2 protein-coding genes and 1 pseudogene are annotated in these 3,165 nt (G+C 46.6%); 1 reads left to right on the plus strand and 2 read right to left on the minus strand.

What is annotated here, in order from left to right; all coding sequences use genetic code 11:
• Nucleotides 1-170: 170 nt before the first annotated feature.
• On the plus strand, nt 171-2,249 hold the full coding sequence (locus O9300_RS12490) for a thioredoxin domain-containing protein (protein ID WP_287971925.1): 2,079 nt from the start codon (nt 171-173) through the stop codon (nt 2,247-2,249).
• Between the two features lie 14 nt (nt 2,250-2,263).
• Here the strand turns inward: O9300_RS12490 and O9300_RS12495 are convergent, their stop codons facing one another.
• Both O9300_RS12495 and O9300_RS19705 read right to left on the minus strand, forming a co-directional pair.
• On the minus strand, nt 2,264-2,446 hold the full coding sequence (locus O9300_RS12495) for a type II toxin-antitoxin system HicB family antitoxin (RefSeq protein WP_287971927.1): 183 nt from the start codon (nt 2,444-2,446) through the stop codon (nt 2,264-2,266).
• A gap of 306 nt (nt 2,447-2,752) precedes the next feature.
• A pseudogene (locus O9300_RS19705) lies at nt 2,753-2,842 on the minus strand (PEP-CTERM sorting domain-containing protein); the annotation flags it as partial.
• Between the last annotated feature and the right edge of the window lie 323 nt (nt 2,843-3,165).

The following is a 3,165-nucleotide window of genomic DNA, read 5'->3' on the forward strand; positions in this document are numbered from 1 at the left end:
TTTGTGGAAGCCTTGGAAGCTTTTCGGACAGCGATGTCTTTCCGTTTCTTTGAGTGGCTGACCGAGAATCGGGATGTGTTTGCCGCTTACAAAGCCAGTTTAGGCTTTGTTTGGGCTTGAAATTTGTTTAAGTCCCAATAAGCAGCAAGAGCAAAAATACCCCTTTTCCCATGGCTAATCATCTGGCTGCATCCGAAAGTCTTTACCTGCGAAAACACGCCGAAAACCCGATCGATTGGTGGTATTGGTGTGACAGCGCCCTAGAAATTGCCAGGAGAGAAGATCAACCGATCTTTCTCTCGATCGGTTATTCTAGCTGTCATTGGTGTACGGTTATGGAAGGAGAAGCTTTTTCCGATCGGGCCATTGCCGATTATCTCAATCAGTATTTTTTGCCGATCAAAGTTGATCGCGAGGAAAGACCGGACATCGATAGTATTTATATGCAAGCATTGCAGATGATGGTCGGTCAAGGGGGTTGGCCGCTGAATGTCTTCCTAACACCGGATAGTTTAATTCCCTTCTATGGTGGCACCTATTTTCCCGTGCAACCGCGCTTTAACCGGCCCGGTTTTCTGCAAGTGTTGCAATCGGTACGTCGTTATTATGACGAGGAAAAGGAGAAATTAAGCAAATTTACGGCCGAAATGCTGGGCGCACTGCGTCAATCAGCTATTTTACCCCGATCAGAGACCAATTTAGCCGCTCCTTACCTTTTAGCCACAGGAATCGAGACAAATACGGCGGTGATTCGGGTTAATCCCAATAATTACGGTCGGCCCAGTTTTCCGATGATTCCATATTCTCATCTGGCTTTGCAGGGTAGTCGCTTTGGTGAAGATTTTGACGATTCCCTCCGGCAAGCGGCCTATCAACGGGGGGAAGATCTGGCCCTGGGGGGAATCTATGACCATGTGGGGGGAGGATTCCATCGTTATACAGTGGATTCGAGGTGGACAGTTCCCCATTTTGAAAAAATGCTCTACGATAACGGGCAAATTGTCGAATATTTAGCCAATTTGTGGAGTGCGGGTAATCGAGAGGCGGCCTTTGAGAGAGGGATTAAAGGCACGGTTAACTGGCTAAAACGGGAAATGACCGCCCCAGAAGGTTATTTTTATGCGGCCCAAGATGCCGATAGTTTTGAGAAGGCCACGGATGGGGAGCCGGAGGAAGGGGCCTTTTATGTCTGGTCGGATCGGTCGTTAAGGGATTATCTCTCGACCGAGGAATTGGGGCTGCTGCAGGCTAATTTTACCGTCACTGCCGAGGGGAATTTTGAGGGTCGTAATGTCCTGCAACGTCGGCAAGGGGGAGAATTAGGGGAGGAGATAGAAAATATGCTCGATAAGTTATTTATTCGGCGTTATGGCAGTTCTCAAGCCCAATTAGCTCTTTTTCCCCCAGCCAGAGACAATCAGGAGGCGAAAACTGTCTCTTGGCCGGGACGCATTCCGGCGGTAACGGATACGAAAATGATCGTCGCTTGGAATAGTTTGATGATTTCCGGTTTAGCCCGGGCCTTTGCCGTCTTTGGTGAACCTTTGTACTGGCAAATGGCTACGGTCGCGGCCGAGTTTATTCTCAAGCATCAGTGGTTAGATGGACGTTTTCAGCGCTTGAATTATCAGGGTCAGGCCTCGGTTTTGGCCCAATCGGAGGATTTTGCCTATTTTATTAAGGCTTTACTGGACTTGCAAACCGCTAAACCGCAAGAAACTGGCTGGTTAGAGGCGGCTATCGATCTACAAGGGGAATTTGATCGCTGGTTTTGGTCCGAGGATGAGGGGGGATATTTTAATACTGCTTCTGATCATAGTCTCGATCTGATCGTGCGAGAACGGGGTTATACGGATAATGCCACCCCTTCGGCCAACGGAATTGCGATCGCTAATTTATTGCGTCTGTCACGATTGACGGAAAATCTAGAATATCTCGATCGGGCCGAAAAGGCCTTGCAATCTTTTAGTACCATCCTAGAACAGTCCCCCACCGCTTGCCCCAGTTTATTTGTCGCCCTCGATCACTATCGTCACGGTTTCTGTCTGCGCGCCCCGGAAAGCTCGATCGAGCCGCTGTTAAGTCGCTATTTGCCCACTGCGGTCTATCGAGTCGATGCCAGTTTGCCCCTTAGCACATTTGGGTTAATTTGTCAAGGGTTATGCTGCCTTGAACCGGCGGAAAATTTAGAACAGTTGGACCAACAAATTGCCGGGGTGATGGCGGGTCCGTCAATACTACTCGGTTAAGGTTTTTTTCTCTCCTATGAAATAGGCTCTGGTGTTTGGCTTTCGTTGGCAACTTCTAACCAGCCTTGGATGGCATCTTGAAGGTTATTGATGAGTTCATCCATACTATCCCCTTCTGTTATGCAGCCAGGGAGTGCAGGAACTTCCGCCCAGTAACCTCCTTCTTGGGCGGGATGGATAATAGCTTTGATTTTCATTGCTTTCTCGACTTAGCTTTATTTGTCCGCCTAAATTTTAACTTAAAGATGGTGCGTTCCCCATGATCAAAAAATGGAGTAACAAGGATGGCATCAGGGAACGCACCCTACTCGTGACAGAGCGATCGCAATGGAAATTATCGAGATATTGACCCATGATAAACATTTTACTCAGGAAGGTTTTGTCATTCTGCTATAGTGCGATTGCTGTCAAGTTTTAAGGTATTTAATCAAGTTAATAAAGGTAAAAAATAAACCCACTCAAGATGATATGAAGTGGCAATTTATCCCGTTTTTAGAAGCAATTTAGCCTACTTTTGTGGTTTCTTTTTCGGTGGATTGGGAGGGTTTTAGTTGGTGCTTGAGGGTTGAAGCTGCGGCGAAGAGGTCGAGGACGATTTTAGGAACACCGTTAAATGTGATTGAATAGAGTACAATCAAGGTTGAAGATACACCTAGTTAAGCCATGCAACAGGTTCTCAAAAATATTAAGGTATCGGAGATTCCTACACTAATCGCTCAGTTAGGATTTTCTCCTGAACAAGAAGGGTTCTTCGTTACTTGGTATGGTTCGATCAGGTGGCAGAAATCGGCTAAATCCTTATCTGGCAAGAGACTTAATTGATTAGCTCGTTCTAGATTGAAAACAATTGACAAATATTGCGGCAATGTCTTTCTATATAAGGGTTTCACCCCTTATAACTCCCGTCCATTGCATA

This window comes from Microcystis sp. LE19-195.1E, assembly GCF_027532095.1.
In the GTDB taxonomy this organism is placed as follows: Bacteria; Cyanobacteriota; Cyanobacteriia; order Cyanobacteriales; family Microcystaceae; genus Microcystis; species Microcystis aeruginosa.

Coding starts and splice junctions, on each gene's coding strand:
- O9300_RS12490 (WP_287971925.1), top strand. CDS start 171: ATGGCTAATCATCTGGCTGCATCCGAAAGTCTTTACCTGCGAAAACAC.
- O9300_RS12495 (WP_287971927.1), bottom strand. CDS start 2,446: ATGAAAATCAAAGCTATTATCCATCCCGCCCAAGAAGGAGGTTACTGG.